The 18412-nt window shown below is 41.5% G+C and carries 16 protein-coding genes and 1 tRNA gene; 1 reads left to right on the forward strand and 16 read right to left on the reverse strand.

The features are described from left to right. Nucleotides 1–331 precede the first annotated feature (331 nt). From lysS to spoIIE, 14 genes are all read right to left on the reverse strand, one after another. Complete coding sequence (gene lysS, locus E0E32_RS00180; protein WP_066185565.1) at nucleotides 332–1813, reverse strand: lysine--tRNA ligase; 1482 nt, start codon at nucleotides 1811–1813, stop codon at nucleotides 332–334. 181 nt (nucleotides 1814–1994) lie between these two features. Further along, nucleotides 1995–2219 carry a helix-turn-helix domain-containing protein gene (locus E0E32_RS00185; protein ID WP_066185568.1) on the reverse strand — a complete coding sequence of 75 codons (225 nt, stop codon included), beginning with the start codon at nucleotides 2217–2219 and terminating at the stop codon, nucleotides 1995–1997. Then, the gene (folK, locus tag E0E32_RS00190) at nucleotides 2171–2701 is read right to left on the reverse strand and encodes a 2-amino-4-hydroxy-6-hydroxymethyldihydropteridine diphosphokinase (RefSeq protein ID WP_066185570.1); all 531 of its coding nucleotides are present in this window, start codon (nucleotides 2699–2701) and stop codon (nucleotides 2171–2173) included. Before folK ends, E0E32_RS00185 begins: the two co-directional genes overlap by 49 nt. Next, entirely contained in the window at nucleotides 2698–3063 is a 366-nt protein-coding gene (gene folB, locus E0E32_RS00195) for a dihydroneopterin aldolase (protein ID WP_066185574.1), read from the reverse strand. The genes folK and folB overlap by 4 nt, the downstream gene beginning before the upstream one ends. Then, on the reverse strand, nucleotides 3056–3892 hold the full coding sequence (gene folP, locus E0E32_RS00200; protein ID WP_066185581.1) for a dihydropteroate synthase: 837 nt from the start codon (nucleotides 3890–3892) through the stop codon (nucleotides 3056–3058). The genes folB and folP overlap by 8 nt, the downstream gene beginning before the upstream one ends. Before the next feature lie 450 nt (nucleotides 3893–4342). Next, complete coding sequence (gene cysK, locus E0E32_RS00205; RefSeq protein ID WP_066185583.1) at nucleotides 4343–5269, reverse strand: cysteine synthase A; 927 nt, start codon at nucleotides 5267–5269, stop codon at nucleotides 4343–4345. Between the two features lie 124 nt (nucleotides 5270–5393). Continuing rightward, complete coding sequence (gene hslO, locus E0E32_RS00210; protein ID WP_066185586.1) at nucleotides 5394–6272, reverse strand: Hsp33 family molecular chaperone HslO; 879 nt, start codon at nucleotides 6270–6272, stop codon at nucleotides 5394–5396. A gap of 15 nt (nucleotides 6273–6287) precedes the next feature. Beyond that, nucleotides 6288–7070, reverse strand: coding sequence for a type III pantothenate kinase (locus E0E32_RS00215; RefSeq protein ID WP_066185589.1), 783 nt, complete (start codon nucleotides 7068–7070; stop codon nucleotides 6288–6290). A gap of 325 nt (nucleotides 7071–7395) precedes the next feature. Next, nucleotides 7396–9423, reverse strand: coding sequence for an ATP-dependent zinc metalloprotease FtsH (gene ftsH / locus E0E32_RS00220; protein WP_066185592.1), 2028 nt, complete (start codon nucleotides 9421–9423; stop codon nucleotides 7396–7398). Nucleotides 9424–9518: 95 nt separating this feature from the next. Further along, the gene (gene hpt / locus E0E32_RS00225; RefSeq protein WP_066185595.1) at nucleotides 9519–10064 is read right to left on the reverse strand and encodes a hypoxanthine phosphoribosyltransferase; all 546 of its coding nucleotides are present in this window, start codon (nucleotides 10062–10064) and stop codon (nucleotides 9519–9521) included. Beyond that, complete coding sequence (gene tilS, locus E0E32_RS00230; protein ID WP_165444904.1) at nucleotides 10057–11481, reverse strand: tRNA lysidine(34) synthetase TilS; 1425 nt, start codon at nucleotides 11479–11481, stop codon at nucleotides 10057–10059. Before tilS ends, hpt begins: the two co-directional genes overlap by 8 nt. Nucleotides 11482–11606: 125 nt before the next feature. Next, nucleotides 11607–12524, reverse strand: coding sequence for a serine/threonine protein kinase PrkT (prkT, locus tag E0E32_RS00235; RefSeq protein WP_066185599.1), 918 nt, complete (start codon nucleotides 12522–12524; stop codon nucleotides 11607–11609). After that, nucleotides 12496–13230, reverse strand: coding sequence for a vWA domain-containing protein (locus E0E32_RS00240; protein WP_066185602.1), 735 nt, complete (start codon nucleotides 13228–13230; stop codon nucleotides 12496–12498). Before E0E32_RS00240 ends, prkT begins: the two co-directional genes overlap by 29 nt. A gap of 75 nt (nucleotides 13231–13305) precedes the next feature. Further along, a complete protein-coding gene (gene spoIIE, locus E0E32_RS00245; protein ID WP_066185605.1) occupies nucleotides 13306–15762 on the reverse strand; it encodes a stage II sporulation protein E in 2457 nt (818 codons plus the stop codon). Nucleotides 15763–16214: 452 nt separating this feature from the next. On the opposite strand from spoIIE, the gene E0E32_RS00250 reads away from it, so the two are divergent. Next, nucleotides 16215–16288: transfer RNA gene (locus E0E32_RS00250), tRNA-Met, on the forward strand. 1240 nt (nucleotides 16289–17528) lie between these two features. On the opposite strand, the gene E0E32_RS00255 is transcribed toward E0E32_RS00250, so the two are convergent. Further along, nucleotides 17529–17939, reverse strand: coding sequence for a S1 domain-containing RNA-binding protein (locus E0E32_RS00255; RefSeq protein WP_066185612.1), 411 nt, complete (start codon nucleotides 17937–17939; stop codon nucleotides 17529–17531). 75 nt (nucleotides 17940–18014) lie between these two features. Beyond that, complete coding sequence (locus E0E32_RS00260) at nucleotides 18015–18392, reverse strand: FtsB family cell division protein (protein WP_066185615.1); 378 nt, start codon at nucleotides 18390–18392, stop codon at nucleotides 18015–18017. Nucleotides 18393–18412 lie beyond the last annotated feature (20 nt).

The raw sequence follows: 18412 nt of genomic DNA on the forward strand, positions 1-18412 counted from the left end.
GTTCGTCCTGAGCCAAGATCAAACTCTCAATATAGTTTGTACTTGTGCTCGCTTTTGACAAGCTAGCTTTTTGCTTTTCTTCTTACACATACTGGTTGTTTTGTTCAGTTTTCAATGATCAATGTTTCGGCTGCTTTTTTCGACAGCTTTTATATTATATCGCTTATGCTGGCCAATGTCAATAACTTTATTCAATAATTATTTCATTGATAAATTCGTTGTTTGCTTTCCTGTTTCAGCGACGTTTAATAATATACCATAAAACAAAATAGAGTGTCAATAACTTTTTTCATAAAAGCTATGTCCTTGATCAAGAACATAGCTTTTGCCTTTATTTATTGCGCATTTGCGGGAATAATAGTACGTCTCTAATCGATGGTGAGTTGGTTAATAGCATAACAAGGCGGTCGATTCCGATACCTAGACCACCTGTAGGAGGCATACCATACTCTAATGCCTCTAAGAAGTCCTCATCCATCTCGTGCGCTTCATCGTTACCTTGCTCTTTTTCTTTTACTTGCGCTTCAAATCTTTCTCTTTGGTCAACCGGATCGTTCAATTCCGAAAAGGCGTTGGCATGTTCACGCCCCACGACAAATAACTCAAAACGATCCGTAAAGCGTTCATCCTCTTTATTTTTCTTGGCTAATGGTGAAATCGCTACTGGGTGTCCATATACAAAGGTAGGCTGAATCAATTTGTCTTCTACTTTTTGTTCAAAGAACTCATTAACAATGTGACCATATGTCATATTATCCTCTACATCTACCCCATGTTCTTTTGCCAATGCTTTTGCTTCTTCGTCGGTCAACTGCTGCCAGAAATCTACCCCAGTATATTCTTTAATAGCGTCTACCATGTGCAGTCTTGTCCATCTTGGTGTTAAATCTATTTCATGTTCTCCATACGTAATAATCATTGATCCGGTTACTTCTTTGGCAATATGTGCGATCAGTTCCTCCACTAGCTCCATAATATCATGATAATCGGCATAAGCTTCATATAATTCAATCATGGTGAATTCCGGGTTGTGACGAGTGGATACACCCTCATTACGGAATACACGTCCTATTTCATATACCTTCTCCATACCACCTATGATCAATCGTTTAAGATGTAATTCAATGGCTATTCGCATATATAACGGAATATCCAGTGCATTGTGATGTGTTTCAAAAGGGCGCGCAGAGGCTCCCCCAGGAATACTATGCATCATCGGTGTCTCTACTTCTAGATAGCCTTTATCATCCAAATAACGGCGCATAGACTGAATAATTTTACTACGAAGAATAAACGTATGTTTACTATCCATATTCGTGATTAAATCAAGATAGCGTTGGCGATAACGCTGCTCTACATCTTTTAAACCATGGAACTTCTCTGGTAATGGTCGTAACGATTTCGTTAACATGGTAAACTGAGTTGCTTTTACAGAAAGTTCGCCCACCTTAGTTTTAAAAACGATTCCTGTAACGCCTACAATATCACCTAAATCGGTTGATTTAAAAATTTCGTATGTCTCTTCTCCAATTTGATCCTTGCGCACGTAGAGTTGGATTTGCCCGCTTAAATCTTGTATATGAGAAAATCCTACTTTTCCTTTACCACGTTTCGTCATCACCCGGCCTGCCACCGTTGTCTCAATTTTCTGCTCTTCTAATTCTTCCTTTGTCCAATCTTGATATCTTTCAAATAAGTCTGCTGCCAAATCTGTACGAACAAACTTATCACCAAACGGATCTATTCCTTGTTCGCGGTAGTTTTCCATTTTTTCTAGTCGAACTTGCATTTGTTCGTTTGTTTCTTCGCTCATTCTCTTCACCTCAATATAAATATCAAATTTTTTCGTGATTATTCAGCTAAGTTGGCTACTGCAATCGCGTTAGCAAATTATCCTTCATTCCTCACCTTCACCGTAATCCGTTATACCAGTTATTCTCCAAGCGTTGGTTAATCCTGTCACTGGAATGGTTATCGGTGGTGATTACCTCTATCTATTCTTCCTGTTTTCCTTTAACATTTGGGTCTAATTCTTCCAATGAAATCCCCAGTTGTTCTGTTATCGTCATTAATTGATCGGGTGACGGTTCTTTTCTGCCTCTTTCTATTTCGCCAAGTTGCGAAATAGACATACCGATAGTTTTCGCAAAGGCAACTTGAGTATACCCCTTTAGCTTCCGAAAGGCTTTGATTCTCTTACCCCTTCTGTTGGTTGACATTTTACTACTCCTTCTTTATCTTGTAACGGTAGTTGACCGACTAATTCTGAGATGCTTTGTTCAAGACTTTCTATATAAAGAGAAGGATGAATTTCTGCTAATGGTATTAATACAAATGCTCTTTCATGCAATCTCCGATGCGGTACCACCAAGCGGTCGTTCACAATAGATGTCTGATTATACAGTAAAATATCTAGATCAATCGTTCTTGGCCCCCATCGAATATCACGTTTCCTTCCTAATTTACGTTCAATGCTTTGACACACATTTAAAAGGGCAATGGGCTCTAACGTGGTTTCTAGCTCGATCACCATGTTTAAAAATTGTTCCTGATCTGTATACCCAACTGGATCCGTCTCATATACGGAAGACTGTTTGGCCACTTCAATATCCTCGTGCTGCTGTAATATGTCAATCGCCCGATACAGATAATTGAACCGCGGCGCAATATTAGAGCCTAACGCGATATAGACTTTATTCATTTTGATTTCTCCCTATATATATCCACAGCAACGGATTGATAGTGTCCTGGTATGGGTGGGTCAGGCTTAATCAATCGAATTTGACAAGCCATCAATGCTTCAAAATGAAATAATAATTCACTTGCAACCTGCTCCGCCACTGCTTCAATTAGATTTTTTGACGGTCCTTCTACCACTGCTTTTGTCAGCTGATAAACAAGGCCATAATCAATCGAATACTGTAGATCATCTGTCTTGCCCGCTTGGCGTAAATCCACTTCTAAAACAGCATCCACAATAAAACGTTGCCCTAGTTTCTTTTCTTCCGGAAAAACGCCATGGAAGCCGTAGAAGGACATCTGATTCAATTGTATCTTATCCATGTGCATCCCTGCCTTTATTCATTAACTTATCCAACATTCTTATCATTCGAGCATGTAATTTCACATTGTGTACCCGAACGATTTCGCACCCTTTCGTGATGCCAAAAGAAACAGCTGCTCCTGTTGCCTCATCACGCTGATCAGCAGGTAAATCGACTGTTTTGGCAATAACCGATTTACGAGATACACCTAATAATAACGGGAGGTCTAGCTCACGAAATCTTTCCATCTGCTGCATAACAGCGATATTTTCTTCATACGTTTTGGCGAAACCGATGCCAGGATCAATAATTAGCTGCTCCGGCTTCACTCCTGCAGCTAAGGCAATATCAATGCTTTCCTGCACATCCGCTAATATATCTTCCATTAATGATTGGTAAGGGATCTGGTTACGATTGTGCATTAAAATAATTGGCACCTGCAAATCAGCGGCAACCTTTGCCATTTCCGGGTCTTTCTTAGCGCCCCAGATATCATTAATAATGGATGCACCTGCTTCTATCGCCGCTCGAGCTACATTGGCCTTTGTTGTATCGATAGAAAGCGGAATGTTCACTTGCCCGCTCAATGCCTTGATTACAGGAATCACTCTGGCAAGCTCTTCTTCCTCTGATACCGGTGTGTAACCTGGCCTAGTCGATTCTCCACCTACATCTATGATATCTGCACCTTCTGCTTCCATGCGTAATGCCTGGTCTATTGCAGGCTGTGGGGAATTATATTTCCCACCGTCTGAAAAAGAATCCGGTGTGACATTTAAAATTCCCATGATTAACGTTTTATCTGGATAGTAATAATTCCTTTCTTTTGTACGCAACCATTTTTCCATCATCATCCACCCTTGTATTCAAGCCTATGAAAAGTAAGTATTCAATAACAAATTATTATAACATATATCTCTATAAAAAGTTTAGTAGAAATTTCATGATTTTAAATCAGGACGTTTAGGTGCACTGTTTATGTTTTCTCTGTAGTAAGTTTGGCTACTTGTCTGTATTGTAAAGTAACAGACTATTCCAAGTGATCATGTTGAACGTTTTTTATGTGCTAGGAAGCGCTCCGAAAATAGGTTGCGCTTTCACCCACAGGGCATAAGTCAACTGCCCACAAAAGTGATTGACTTTACATAATCTATCTTATCTGTATTTTGATGTTTATTTTCAGATATCGTCTCCTATTACCGGATCAAATTCGTTTCAATGCCTATGATAATCAGAATTTTATATTTTCTTACCTCACAAAAAAAGACCACCTATAAATAGATGGCCTCTTCCAGTATTTATTCGTCGTCAAACTGATAAAGCGGAGTGGATAGATAACGTTCCCCATTACTTGGGATAACCGCCAGCACCTTTTTGCCTTTACCTAGTTTTTTCGCTACTTGTTTCGCGGCATAAATGGCAGCACCTGAAGAAACACCGCCGAGCAGTCCGTCTTTTTTAGCGGCTTCCCGAGCTGTTTCATATGCTTGATCGTTCGTTACGGTAATAACTTCATCGTATACCTCTGTATCCAGTACCTCTGGCACAAATCCAGCACCGATCCCTTGGATTTTATGCGGGCCTGGTGTTCCCCCAGACAATATATCCGAATCAGCTGGTTCCACAGCATAAAGCTTGATATCCTTATATTGATTCTTCAATACTTTACCTGCCCCAGTAATTGTTCCACCTGTACCGATACCAGATACAAAGGCGTCTAATTGATCACCCATTTGATCCACAATTTCTTTACCTGTAGTACGCGCATGTACGGCAGGATTTGCTGCATTATTGAATTGTTGTGGCATGAAATAGCCATGTTGCTCCTGTAACTCGGTTGCTTTAGCAATAGCACCCTTCATACCTTCCGCACCTGGAGTTAATACAAGTTCCGAACCATAAGCGCGTAAAAGATTGCGTCTCTCCATACTCATCGTATCCGGCATAACAAGAATAGCTTTGTAACCTTTAATAGCTGCTACCATTGCTAAACCAATCCCCGTATTCCCACTAGTTGGTTCGATGATCGTATCTCCTTCTTTCAAATTGCCATCTTCTTCTGCCGCTTCAATCATGGCAAGTGCAATACGATCCTTTACAGAGCTGCCTGGATTCATGAATTCCAGCTTTGCATAAATCTCTGCACCTTCAGGGTCAGCTGTACGATTTAATTTAACAATAGGGGTATTTCCGATTAGTTCCGCAATATTTTGAGCCACTTTCATCCTAATTCCTCCTTAATCCCAAGTAATATTATTGGTTTAATTACTAATTTACATGAAATAAAGGTAATTGTCAATCCTTATCTGGGAATTGCTGCTAGCTTCTTACATCTTAAGACGTGCTATATTACGCTTCTGTTCTTTTTAAGGCACGCAACTCGTCGATTGTGAAGGTATACGTCTCATTACAAAAATGACAAGAAGCCGTGGCACCATGGTCTTCACGGATCATCGCATCGATTTCTTTATTCCCCAAGCCCTGGATCGCCGTCTCCAGCCTCTCTTTGGAACATGGACAAGAAAACTGGACAGGGACTTCCTCATGAATTGTGAAATTGCCATCACCTAATAATAACCCCAGCATTTCTTCCGGTGTTTTTCCCTCTTGGATTAATTGGGAAATAGCAGGAATGGAGGAAATATTATCTTCCACACTCGTAATCGTATCTTCCGCTGCACCTGGCAGCATTTGCACAATAAAACCGCCCGCACTGAGCACACTATGATCTGGATTGACCAATACACCTGCACCTACGGCAGAGGGAACCTGTTCTGAATTTGCTAAGTAATAGGTGAAGTCCTCACTGATTTCTCCTGATACGATCGGCACTTGTCCAGTGAAGTGGTTTTTGAGCCCAACATCTTTCACCACACTTAAGGTTCCTTCTGTTCCTACCGCCCGTTTTACATCCAGTTTGCCGTGCTGATTTGATTCAAAGTCAACGTGCGGGTTCACCACATAGCCGCGCACTTCCCCCATAGCGTTTGCATCTGCAATGACTGCACCTACAGGACCGTCTCCTTCAACCTTAACGGTTAACTTATCATCACCTTTTAACATCGCACCAAGCATGGTGGCAATCGTCATCGTCCTTCCTAAAGCAGCAGAGGTTGTAGCCCATGTATCTTGCCTTTGCCGTGCTTCTTCTACTGTATCAGTTGACTGGATGGCGTAGGCTCTTACTTCCCCGTTAAATCCGGTCGCTTTTAATAAATAATCACCCATATGGCGTCTTCCTTTCTAATGACTAAATGTTTGTTCATTTTTTTGATAAATATAATATAATCCTTTTAACGTAAGATAAGGATCTACAATGTCTACAACGGATGAATCCTTGGCGATCAGTGTAGCTAGTCCTCCGGTCGCAATCACCCTAGGATTAGCATTGATCTCCTGCTTAATCCTATGCACGACAGCGTCCACCTGACCCACATAACCAAAATATACACCTGCTTGCATAGCCTCTACAGTGGAGTGCCCTAGTACCTGTTCTGGTCTTTTCAACTCAATCTTCGGTAACTTGGCTGCATTTTGATACAAAGCATCCAATGATATATTAATTCCTGGAGTGATCACACCACTTTCATACTGGGCTTGCTCATTAATATAGCAATATGTCGTCGCCGTGCCAAAGTCAATAATAATACAAGAAGCCCCATACTCCTCAATGGCAGCTACTGCATTTACAATTCGATCGGCCCCTAGTTCTTTCGGGTTAGGATAGATGATCTGTAAATGCGGGTCTACTTGCTTTTCGCCGATCACCATTGGCTTACAGCGAAAATATTTATCGGCCATCCGCTGCAGAGCGAACAAAATAGGTGGCACAACCGATGAAATCACCATTCCGTTTATATCCGAAAAGGACAACCCTTCGTAGTCCAGTAATGAATGAATAAACATTGCATACTCATCTTCTGTCTTCTGTCTATCTGTTTGCATACGCCACTGGTAGGCGAGCTGATCGTCTTGAAAAACACCTAGAACGGTATTCGTATTCCCTACATCTATTACAAAAATCATGGCACCCTCCACTATATATATGTCATTAGTTCTCCTTACCTTCATATTGTATAGTTTGCATGACCTATCCCGCAAGTTAATTGTCTCCTTGCCCTGCTTAAGAAAAAGCAGGAAAAACCTGCTCGATCCTTTAGCGACCACTCAAAGTAGTCACTCACTGAACTGCCGGTTCATTTAAGGTCAAATTGTTCCAAATCCTATTATATCAATAATAAACTTTTTTACCTTACAAGAAAAAGCAAGTCTACATCTACCAACGCCTATAGTGGAAAAAAGCTGCCTTGAAGGTCATGGTGTTGAGCCTTCAAGACAGCCTGTATCGTTATTAATCTTCTTTATTCTCTTTATTTTCGTTAGTCTCATTATCCTCTGTCTGCTCATCGGCATTAGATTCTTTATGATCGGATTGAGGCTGGATATTAACTTTCACTTCTGAAGATGACTTATCATCCTCTTTGGTTTCGTTAGTCTTATCCTCTTCCTTTCCTTCATTCTGTCCAGACGGCTTGCCATCTTGTTCGGACACCACAGGATCAGGAAGCTTGCCTTCCTCAAATAAACCTTTGATTTGACTCGCGTCTAATGTCTCCACTTCTAACAGAGTTTTAGCAACTAATTCTAATTTATCACGGTTTTCCGTTAAAATTTCTTTCGCACGGTGATAGGATTCTTGAATGAAGTTCTGTACTTCCTGGTCAATTTCATACGCAATCGCATCACTGTAGTTTTGTTCATTTTGCATGTCTCGACCTAAGAAGACTTGACCTCCACTGCTGCCAAACTGCAATGGACCAATCTTATCACTCATACCGTATTCCATAACCATCTTTCGCGCAATACTGGTTGCACGTTGAAAGTCATTATGGGCACCAGTACTTACCTCACCGAAAATAATTTCTTCGGATACACGGCCGCCTAATAACCCGGTAATCTTGTCAAGCAACTCTGGTTTTGTCATAAAATAACGATCTTCCCGAGGCAGCATGACAGCATAACCACCAGCTTGACCACGCGGCACAATCGTTACCTTATGGACCATATCTGCATCATCCAGTACCATACCAATAATCGTGTGGCCACTTTCATGGTAGGCGACAATATTACGTTCTTTCTTAGAAATAACCCGGCTTTTCTTAGCTGGTCCAGCAATTACACGATCGATCGCTTCATCCACAGATTCCATATCGACCTTCTCTTTGTCATGTCTGGCTGCCACTAGTGCTGCTTCATTCAAAAGATTCTCTAAGTCTGCACCAGAAAATCCAGGCGTACGCATAGCAATCGTTTTTAACTCCACATCGTCAGCTAGAGGCTTATCACGCGCATGCACAGCAAGTACATCTTCACGCCCTTTTAAGTCTGGACGGTCAACAGTAATCTGACGGTCGAAACGTCCTGGACGTAATAATGCAGGGTCTAAAATATCTGGTCGGTTGGTTGCAGCAATAATGATAATTCCCTCATTCTCACCAAAACCATCCATTTCTACTAAGAGCTGGTTCAAGGTTTGTTCACGTTCATCGTGACCACCGCCAACACCTGCACCACGTTGACGACCTACTGCATCGATCTCATCAATAAAAATGATACATGGCGCATTCTTTTTGGCGTTCTCAAATAAGTCACGCACACGTGAAGCACCAACACCAACGAACATTTCCACAAAGTCCGAACCACTGATGGAGAAGAACGGCACCCCTGCTTCACCTGCTACGGCACGAGCGAGCAAGGTTTTACCTGTACCCGGAGGTCCTACTAATAACACACCTTTAGGTATTTTCGCACCAATAGCCGCAAACTTACGTGGGTCCTTAAGAAAGTCAACCACTTCCACCAATTCTTGCTTTTCTTCATCTGCACCAGCAACATCGCGAAAACGAACTTTCTTTTTCTCTTCGCTGTACATTTTTGCTTTACTTTTACCGAAGTTCATGACTCGGCTGCCGCCACCTTGGGCTTGATTAAGTAAGAAGAAAAATAGAATAAATATGATCACAAATGGAATCATTGTTGTTAGAAAAGTAACCCATCCATTTGGCCTTTCCTCTTCTTGCACGGAAATTTCCGGAGCATTGTCTGTGACATAGTCAATCATTGTCACCGTATTAGGTATATTGGATAAAAAAGATGTTTCTTCTTCTTCACCTTCATTCATCGTACCTGAAACACGTATAACGCCATGAGAAGGACGCATTTCCATCTCACTAAGCTGGTCACCTTCTAATGCTTGTTCAAACTCTTGAAGATTTAACTCTTCTGCTTGATTGTTTTGTCCTGTAATTACTTGTATAATCGCAATCAATACCAAAAAGATTACGAAATAAAGGATCACATTACGTATAATCCGATTCATTGCCTACCTCCTCCCGAAACGAGAAAACTATATTAAATAGTACCATAACCAAAGACTTTGTGACAACTAATTACAACTGGCAAATGAAAAAAATCTTATGCCTCTTCACTATATATTTCCGGCTTCAACACACCGATATATGGAAGGTTGCGATACCTCTCTTGATAGTCCAGTCCATACCCAACGACAAATTCGTTTGGCACTTGAAAACCAACAATATCGGCCTTAATATCAACCGTCCTGCCTTCAGGCTTGTCCAACAGTGTAACAATTTTGATTGATTTCGCCTTCCGGTACTTAAACAGGTCCACTAAATAACTTAGCGTCAAACCACTGTCAATAATATCCTCAATGATGAGAATATCCCTACCTTCTACCTTCGTATCTAAATCTTTGACAATCTTCACTTCTCCGGATGAGCGTGTTTCGTTGCCATAGCTGGATACATCCATAAAATCCATTTCCAGATGTCCATCAATACGACGAAGAATATCAGACATAAAAGGCAAGGCTCCTTTCAAAATCCCGATAGCAAGCGGAAATTTGCCCTCATACTCCTTTGTTAGTTGCGCTCCTATCTCTTTGCATTTCTCTTGAATCTGCTGCTCAGAGATTAATGTCTCCTTGATTTCATTATGCATCATGGTGCCTCCTGTTATTTGTTTCTATGTAATGTAATACTACATATTCGCTTGCTTCATATAATGGCGTAATTTCAGCCTTTCTTAAGCCAACTAGCCAGAGCAGCTGTCCATCTGATCCTACTACAATAGGCCAGTTGTCCCGTTGTTCTAAAGGGATTTTCTCATCTATAAATATATCCTTCACCTTCTTCCTTCCCTGTAAACCTTTTATCCTTATTTTGTCCCCAGGTTTTCGGGTTCTTACGGATAAAGGAAAAAGAGAGGTGAGTTCCACTGGGATATGCAAGGTATTTGTATCGTCTTTCACATAAGAAGCGCTATACCTTATTTGTAATGAAGCCCCATCCGCTAAATAGATTGTATCGGGTATCTTGCTCAGTTGGCGACCTTCCCATTGCGAATGATCTACGGTAAGAAAATGAAAGCTTATCACCGTATAGCTCTTGGTTACCTTTAAGCCAATTGGGAAGTCGATCGTCACACTACTTCTATCCGTATGTAATAAATGAAAGAAATCTTTTTCGTGCTGTAATGTCATCGCGGAAGGTACTTTATGGTACAGATAACTCAATATTAGATGAAAGACTCTTCTTTGTAAAGCCATCGGATAGGACTGAAGCTCATTTATTTGGAAAGAGGCCGATTGCGGCGCAAGTGTGATCGTTTCTGCCATCATTTTTTCCGCTTGCTTCATTAAGTATAGTTGGTCTTCCGTTAATCGTTCTGTCATTTCTTGCACATGTCTATGTAATTGCGGCTCTTGCTTTTTCAACAGTGGCAATACTTGATTGCGCAGATAATTTCTCGTATATTGCGATGATTGATTAGAAGGGTCTTCGCGTGCCTGGAGCCCATATATATGAGCGTATTGATAGATCTCTGCCTTGGATAAACATAAGAAAGGACGTACAATAAAACCGGAGGCGAATGCTCGACTAATTGGAATACCTGTTAATGCCGACGGATTGTTTTGACGAAGCATACGCATAACGACAGTCTCTACCTGATCATCACCATGATGTGCTAATGCCAAATAATCTGCATCATATTGCTTCATTATCTCTTCAAACACTTGATACCTTAATATTCTAGCCGCTTGTTGTGTCCCTTCTTTATGATGCCGCTTCCGCTCCTTGACATCAATCTTCCTTCCAACAAAAGGGACACCCCAGTCCTTACAAATCTGCTCCACATACGTTACGTCCCGAGCCGCTTCGTCTCCACGCAAACCGTGATCCATCGAAACCGCAATGATATGCAACTGCCACTCTTGCTGCAGCACCGTGTAATATTTTAGCAGAAGCAACGAATCCACACCGCCTGACACACCAATCACAACGGTTGCGTTACGGTGTATTAACTGATGCCGTTCCATAAACGGCAATACCTGCTTCTCTAAGCTGGACTGATTCACAAACCACCACCTCATTCAATCACCTTGATATGTTATCTTCGTTCCCTCTGTTATTTTAACATATTTCACACCGCTTGATTTCATTTCAAGAAAAAAATAATAGAAAATATCAGAAGGCAGAGTGCCTACAGCCATAAAAAGAGACAATAGCCCGCACCAACGGTTAGAATGCTTACCATCTCGATAACCGGATGAAGTGCATCATCGGTTTGCTTGTCTTTTTTCTTCGATCGTCTTTTTCTGTTATGGGAAAGCAAGGCTGTATGGACCTGACCAGCGTCCACAATCGTTTGCTGTACCATTTGCTTTAAAACATGTTGAAGTGGCTCTATATCCACCGCCTGATCAATCTTTTTCCGTAAGGTCTTTTGGGGATCGGCTCCCCGAGAGAAGCCGTTGGGATAATAAATCCGTAAGATAACCATGGCCAGCGCAAATACATCATAACCTGGATCCGCCTTCCTGCTCCCACACCCCCAATAAGCGCGATCGTAAAACTCGGTATACTCCTTAATCGCCCGTCCCTTTAACGTCGTACCACCCACATCCACCCAACGTAAACGGACAGGTCTTCGAGCGACGATTAAATTTTCCAGTTTTAAATCACCAAATACATAACCTTGTTGATGCAATCCCTCTAAATCCTTGGAGAAACTAATCAGCAGCGTCAACAGCCACTGCTTCCCCTGTTGACGAACAAAATGAGGAAGTGTATCACCAGAGACATATTCCATAATATAAAACGAATAACGATGACCGTTGGCTGTGATATAGTCGTCCACATCCATCAAAGAAGGCCCAAGGTGATGACCTTGAACCACTTGCAGGGATTTTAACACATTGACTTCCGATGTAATCGATGCACTTTGTTTACTTATCTTCAGGGCAACATAGCTGTTTTTATACTGACATAGGTACACGGTCCCGATAGCACCACTGCCCAGCTTCCGGATCACTTGATAGGAACGGCCATGCCATTTCCCTTTCACTAACATGCCCCTTCTCAAAGAAATATCAGGCTTCTTCGATGTCGGTGAGGTCATCTCTCCTCCATCTCCTTCGTAATGATTTCTTGCCAAACTGATACATCGCTTCTCTTAATGCAGGACCAGTCGGAGTTACTCCACCACTCGATATTCTGGAAAAAATGGCAGAGATCGATTCTAATTTGGACGTCCAGTCTACCAATTTTTGAATCGGTTTTTTGCGTCCGGGAAATTGGTAAATCGCAAAACGATTATCCCCCATTCTTGCATTCATACTAATCGATAAGTCCACGAGGGCTTCTTGTACAGACGGGAGTTTATTCGTCATACTAGCACTAGTGTCTACCAAAACCAGTACCTCCAAGGAACAAGTTTCTCCGAGTTCGTCCACGACTTCCATAACCTCGCCACGCTGTTCCGGCGGCAATTCTTCCATTGTGGTATCCTGCCCTAATATTTGCTTTAGTTCGCCATTCACCACTCCTTGCAAGGTTTCTGTCATCGCTTGCTTGGTGACCGTTTGCACGGTTTGTGTTAATGCCTGTTGATAGACGATTTGACTTACCCCTTGGCCATTCGCTGCAATATCCTCGACCTCTTCTAATCCGCTAGGCTGTTCACTTTGTGTGTCTTCCAAAATACCAATCACATTGACTGTAATTCCCTGCTCTGCTATGAAACTAGCTACCATAGATGGGTCCTCCCCTTGATTCGAACAACCATCTGTAATTAAAAGAACTTGCTTTAATGTTCCGGCTTGCATATTATTCCTCCTCCAATTGGTAATGATGATAATTCTATTTTCACCAATGGAAGCAGGAAATATACCTTCAATTGCTCAACTAATATGTTCTTCTTGAAAATGACGGAATGAACGAATCGGAGCCCATTGCGGCTGATTTGCCTTGATTTCGGCGACCAGCACCGTCATGTCATCACCAATCTCCCCGCTTTGTGTACGAATGACCTCTTCTAATAAAATATCAGCCATTTCTTGTGGATCATTGGTTTCCATTTCTAGCAATTTACGTTCCAGCCACAAGTCCACATTCTCAATATGTTTTGGGCCTTCAAAGATCCCATCACTCATCATAATCAATAGATCACCAGCTTGAAGCTGAGCACTGACTACATCCACGTCCACTTCCTGAATAATGCCAATCGGCAAATTACTCCCCTCTATTTTCTCTACATGATTATTTCGTAAAATAAAGCTAGGTGTGGAGCCAACCTTCAAGAATTGCACCCGAGCATGATGCAAGTCCACCATCGCTAAGTCGAGAGTAGCATACATTTCTTCATTCGTCCGCAGTGCCAAGATCGAGTTAATCGACTTAATCGCTACCTGTTCATGAAAACCGGATTCGAGAATTTGCTGTAATAACCGCAACGTTTCTGTGCTTTCCTCATGCGCACGATTGCCATTACCCATACCATCACTGATCGCCAGGGCGAATTTGCCTGTTCCCAGCTCCATTGCTTTATAGCAGTCACCGGATACCAGCCCCCCTCCTTTTGCAGCATGCGCCACTCCAGTCTGTACCTCATATTTCCGCGCGGATCCGAAGGTAAAGAAACTATACCCTTTTGCTAATGGGGAGACATCTTCCGTTACAGCAATAACAGTTTCCTCCAAGATGTCCGACAGGATTGGCGCCACGATTTTGGCTGCCTCTCCATGATACTGTTGAAAAACGATCACCATTTCAACGTCGATATTTCCAGGTTCTAAACTGTAAATGTCCAGTTTCTCTAACTCTATGCCGACATGTTTCAATGCCGCCACGATCTCGACTTCCTGTTGTTCATGATTTTCTTTTTCCTTCATAATCTCCTCTGCGAAATTCTGCATGAAATCGGATACACCTTGAAGCTGATCTGCTACAAAACGGCGGCTCTCTAATACTTGTTTTCTCAATTGTTTATTCGCTTGGAAAAAGGATAATTCCTGCTGCATGGTATCGATGACTTTACGTGATTTGATACAGTGATTCTCGAACTGGCGGTTAGTAATGCTATTTAATTGGTCATCCGTCTCCAGCTGATCCTTGACATCCTTCATTAAGTTATAGGTTTTATCAAAATGCTGCACCCAGCAGGTTTCTTTTTTAAAACAGGTTTGACATGTTTTTTCCGTCACATTACTTAGGTAGTAGTCCACCTCCACATCATGCTCCTGCCAATGGTGAGAGGTTGTTTGAAAACTATGGGATAATGCCTTGAATACATTGGAAAAACGTTCTACTCGATGAGCCGTTACATTTCGCACCTTCTGCAGATATTGTTCCTGCTCCTGTGTATGCTCGACGGTTCCAGGGATATACTTGGCTACCTGTTTGATAAAGGAACGAGGGGTGAGCAATAGCAATAAACAAGCAAGCGACGACTCCCACAGGGCAAGCAGCCAATAATCGCCTGCTCCGCTATATAGGCTGACTAATAAGGTGCTGACCAATAAGCCTATACTCACGCCCAGCTTTCCGCCTTCCTTGAGCAGGCCGCCCAACAGCCCGGAGAAGGCAAGCAGGCTCATCTGAAACATATTAGAGATGCTAGCCAGGCTTAAAATCAACCCTGCTACCACTCCAACCGTTGAGCCGATAGCTGCCCCGCCAACAAGGCCCAGCAGTAAGACGAGATATCTTGCTAATACCTGTTCCATATGTGCTTGATAGAACTCCACCCCAATCACACCTGTCATAATCGAGGCAAGTAAAATGATAAAACAGACAATCTCTTCATTTTTTAGAATCGGTTTATATCTTTTTGGTGATAATAATGGCATACTCTGCATAAAGATAAGTAATAAGACGGCGGCTAGTAATCCCTCCACAAAAGCAATCACCCATTCCGTATAGGTGAGCTGTACTTGCAGCGCATACATGGTTACTCTCGGAATACTTGCCGCCAGAAAAACAACAACGGGCAAAATCCTGTCTAAGGACTTCACTTGTTGGATAAACAGCGAAATAACGAAAAATATAGCTAAAGATAACAGGATATAGAAACTATGGATGGCGCTATATGTAAGTGCCCCTATTATCGTAGAAATAAACAAAGGGAATACCTTGTCCCGACGCAAAAACCATACAGCAGCGACAAAGGCAATAACAAACGGTGACAACGTTGATAGAATAACCGCTCTCCCTAATAAGAAGCCAATGATATAAATGAGTAGTCCTTTTTCAAGCATCAAGGTTGTCCATTTTTTCGCCAGCTTGTGTTTTGTTTCCTTCATACTTGCTTGTGCGCCTGTAAACAATGATTTTGGTTTATTTTCCGTATATGTGTCCATTAATATCACTCCTCTGCACCCCATTAAATCATAAGATCCCTCTATTTTTTGTCAAAACAAGCAAAGTGCCGTTCTAAAAAGTTCGACGGCATTCCTTAAATATACAGGAAAGCGACAGATTCCTTATGATTTATCCTTCATTTCTTCCCTATTTTTGGCTGACCCTGTAGAGATAACAAGGACGATTTTTTTGCTGGGATCATAAAAGAGTGATAGTTAGTCTTAGAAGACTCATGAAGAGCTTATCGAATTGCTTCTTTCTGCATGATGAACAGAATCCTTCTTTCGCTTAGATAATATGTGTACAACATTCATCTACATTAAAAAGGAAACGCAAGCATATAGACTGTTCATGGCGATTATATATTTCTAGGCTTCTTACAAAAATCATTGACATAACGGACAAGCTATTGTATTATATTCCTTGTGTCTTTCGAAGATACTTAACTTATGGCGGTGTAGCTCAGCTGGCTAGAGCGTACGGTTCATACCCGTGAGGTCGGGGGTTCGATCCCCTCCGCCGCTATCAAAAAAATCCTTGCTTCCACGAAAATGGAGCAAGGATTTTTTCTTATGACTTTTTCTTGAGCCTGTACATCACTATCCCCAGCACCAAAAAGAGAATGATAAGCACAGGAACAATCAACCATAAAGGCGAGCCAATGATAAAATGGCTATCTACATATTGCACGAAGCATCACCTCATTTTCTACTATATTTGTATATATTCATTTCCTATTGATAACAATCCAATCAAAAATAATCCCCGGTTCCTTCACGTTAAACTAAGCTAAATACATAACTGCCGATAAGATGGGTTATGTAAAACAGCAGATCCACCTATTCCGTGTAGCAAAGTTGATTGTTTGTTTGTGCTAAGAAGCGCTGTGGAAATAGGTTCCGCTTCGATGCATAGGATGTGCAAGTGCAGGTGTTGCAATAAATGGTTTCGGTGGGACGAGTAACCGCAGTCCCAGGACGTTGCGATCTTAGCAGGCGAACCTTTATGGAGTCTCCACCTATTTTCTCCGCCGAGTAGTAGTACTACAATGGTTATCACTGCATGCATGAAGGGTTCTAGGCATGAAAGTAGTTCAAAGCAGTATAATATAATGATTCTTTGGTCCGCTCCATCGTCCTATTCTTTTTTATACTTGAAGAATAAGTTGTATCTCAGACTAGTGATGGATCCACGCAAAACTTTTCCACATATCGGTAAGAGAATAACTTTTTGCTCATTCTTTTGACTAGTCCAGATATGATAAAGGCTAATCACTTATCTTCAGCAAAATATCATGGATGTAAAAGGGGGGGCGTTTCAGATCATCACCATGCTAATTCTTGCTAGAGGTGTAGAACTATTCCCTAGCGTAAGCCAACCACGCAGACTCCAGCAGGAACAGCACGAGCTGAAGATCCACTTGGAAAAGTGCTTTTCTTTTTCAAGTTAGCTGAAGCCGTGCCTGCGGAAAGCGGAGTGGTTGGCTGGAGCGTTGTTATGCACATATATTCTCTCAAAATAACAGCTCGAATGTTTTACATAATTCATCTTATCGGTACTCATTATACGTTTTCCTATCTTACAAGAAAAAATCCGTCAAAGTTGATGAAAGCTTGACACATCTGCACCCATTAAGTAATCGCTTACAAATGCACGATTTTTATAAAAAATGCCTCCCCTTATCCACTTATGATAAGAGAGGGCATTTTTTCTTTTATATCTTCACGAGTCACATCCATCTTCTACGATTATAGACAGCAAGTTATTATCCTTTTCTCGCTCCTCGTCCGCCGCGTTTAGATTCTGTATGCTTTTTCAATGTTGCTAGTCGATCTTCCGAATCTTTTAAGAAACGATTCATCTTCTGTTCGAATGATTCGCCTCTGTCACGGTTATTTTTTCCATTCCCTTGACTTTTGCGACGATTGGATGAGTTGGATTCATCTTTTGCTTTTTTAATAGATAAACCAATCTTCCCATCATCTTCTACATTAAGAACCTTCACCGTTACTTCGTCACCAACCGTTAAGTGTTCATTAATGTCTTTTACATAATTATCGGCAACTTCACTAATATGGACGAGTCCCGTCTTACCTCCTGGTAATTCAATAAACGCCCCAAAATTAGTAATACCCGTTACCTTACCCTGTAACTTGCTGCCTACTTCGATTGACATAAAAAAATTGCTCCTCCTTAGAATGTAAAAAAATATATATTACAACTATATTATATCCAAGCAAGTAAAGCGGTGTCAATAAGATGGCTCTTCTTCAGGCAGTTTAAAGACAATTTCGCCTTTTTCTGTGAAGAAATAATTGGTTTTCGCAATTTGTAATAAATAATCTTCATCATTTAATAACTCTATTTCGCCCTCTAGTTGTTTTTCCTGCTTTTCAAGATTGGTTAATTCATCCGACAGCTCGGTGTACTCCTGCTGCATATTATGGTGCTGGATACGTTGATTCACGTGAAAGGAAATGAGGCCAAGCATTATAACCGCAGCTACTATACCGAACATCATTAATCTTCTGTATAGTTTCTGCTTACGACGTTTTTGGCGTTTGACCTGTGCATCTTGTTGTTCTATATAGGCTTCATTGATACGGGATACTTTGTTTCGTCTAGCCATATGAACCATTTCCTCCTTAT

Origin of the sequence: Gracilibacillus phocaeensis (assembly GCF_900626275.1) — a bacterium.
Classification (GTDB): Bacteria; Bacillota; Bacilli; order Bacillales; family Amphibacillaceae; genus Gracilibacillus; species Gracilibacillus timonensis.

What these genes read in the sequence shown, in the direction of transcription:
- spoIIE (WP_066185605.1), bottom strand. Translation starts at nt 15,762, where the DNA reads ATGGACACATATACGGAAAATAAACCAAAATCATTGTTTACAGGCGCA.
- E0E32_RS00185 (WP_066185568.1), bottom strand. Translation starts at nt 2,219, where the DNA reads ATGTCAACCAACAGAAGGGGTAAGAGAATCAAAGCCTTTCGGAAGCTA.
- E0E32_RS00260 (WP_066185615.1), bottom strand. Translation starts at nt 18,392, where the DNA reads ATGGCTAGACGAAACAAAGTATCCCGTATCAATGAAGCCTATATAGAA.
- cysK (WP_066185583.1), bottom strand. Translation starts at nt 5,269, where the DNA reads ATGAAAGTGGCTCAAAATATTGCGGAACTAATCGGAAATACCCCTATT.
- ftsH (WP_066185592.1), bottom strand. Translation starts at nt 9,423, where the DNA reads ATGAATCGGATTATACGTAATGTGATCCTTTATTTCGTAATCTTTTTG.
- prkT (WP_066185599.1), bottom strand. Translation starts at nt 12,524, where the DNA reads ATGACCTCACCGACATCGAAGAAGCCTGATATTTCTTTGAGAAGGGGC.
- E0E32_RS00215 (WP_066185589.1), bottom strand. Translation starts at nt 7,070, where the DNA reads ATGATTTTTGTAATAGATGTAGGGAATACGAATACCGTTCTAGGTGTT.
- folP (WP_066185581.1), bottom strand. Translation starts at nt 3,892, where the DNA reads ATGGAAAAATGGTTGCGTACAAAAGAAAGGAATTATTACTATCCAGAT.
- folB (WP_066185574.1), bottom strand. Translation starts at nt 3,063, where the DNA reads ATGGATAAGATACAATTGAATCAGATGTCCTTCTACGGCTTCCATGGC.
- hpt (WP_066185595.1), bottom strand. Translation starts at nt 10,064, where the DNA reads ATGCATAATGAAATCAAGGAGACATTAATCTCTGAGCAGCAGATTCAA.
- lysS (WP_066185565.1), bottom strand. Translation starts at nt 1,813, where the DNA reads ATGAGCGAAGAAACAAACGAACAAATGCAAGTTCGACTAGAAAAAATG.
- hslO (WP_066185586.1), bottom strand. Translation starts at nt 6,272, where the DNA reads ATGGGTGATTATTTATTAAAAGCGACCGGATTTAACGGGGAAGTAAGA.
- E0E32_RS00240 (WP_066185602.1), bottom strand. Translation starts at nt 13,230, where the DNA reads ATGCAAGCCGGAACATTAAAGCAAGTTCTTTTAATTACAGATGGTTGT.
- E0E32_RS00255 (WP_066185612.1), bottom strand. Translation starts at nt 17,939, where the DNA reads ATGTCAATCGAAGTAGGCAGCAAGTTACAGGGTAAGGTAACGGGTATT.
- folK (WP_066185570.1), bottom strand. Translation starts at nt 2,701, where the DNA reads ATGAATAAAGTCTATATCGCGTTAGGCTCTAATATTGCGCCGCGGTTC.